This window comes from Lysinibacillus sp. 10T31 (assembly GCF_056394365.1).
Genome location: NZ_JBFTHS010000152.1, coordinates 1 through 725 on the forward strand (window position 1 = coordinate 1; position 725 = coordinate 725).

A 725-nucleotide genomic window follows, 5' to 3' on the forward strand; every position below is an offset into this window, starting at 1 on the left:
TCGTGAATGTCTATACTTTCTAATCGATTACCTGAAAATGTACTATCCTCAATCTTCGTCAAGCTTGACGGAATTTTTATACTTGTTAATTTATTAGAACGAAATGCCTCCTTTCCTATTGCTGTCACGCCTTCAGGGATTTCCACACTATCTATTTTATTTCCGTAAAATGCCCATTTTCCTATCGTTGTCAGGCTTGAGGGTGAGAGGAATTCCACACTTGTTAATTGATTCGTAAAAAATGCATAGTCTCCTATCTTTGTCACGCTTGACGGAATCGTTACATTTGTTAATGGATTATTATAAAATGCGTATTTTCCTATCGTTGTCACACTTGAGGGGGAGGAGAATTCCACACTTTCTAATTGATTAGTATAAAATGCAAATTCTCCTATCGTTGTCACGCTTGACGGAATCGTTACATTTGTTAATTTATTATTATAAAATGCGTCGTTCCCTATCGTTGTCAGGTTTGAAGGTGTGAGGAATTCCACACTTTCTAATTGAGTATTTTTAAATGCATTGTATTCTATTCTTTTAACGCTTGTCGGAATCGTTACACTTGTAAAATTTGCTTTTCCTTTAGAAAATGCACTGCTTGCTATTTCTATAACCGGTAGACCCTCGATCATATCAGGGATAACAACATCCTGTGGAGTTTGATCTCCTTTCCATCCTGTAATACTGATACCTGGAATACCAATAAATCTTTCTCTATAGACAAA

1 protein-coding gene is annotated in these 725 nt (G+C 35.9%); it reads right to left on the reverse strand.

Going from position 1 to position 725, the window contains the following annotated elements; translation table 11 throughout:
- The coding region (locus AC1DCY_RS27310; protein WP_477355824.1) for a leucine-rich repeat domain-containing protein at positions 1 to 725 on the reverse strand (725 nt) is incomplete at both ends.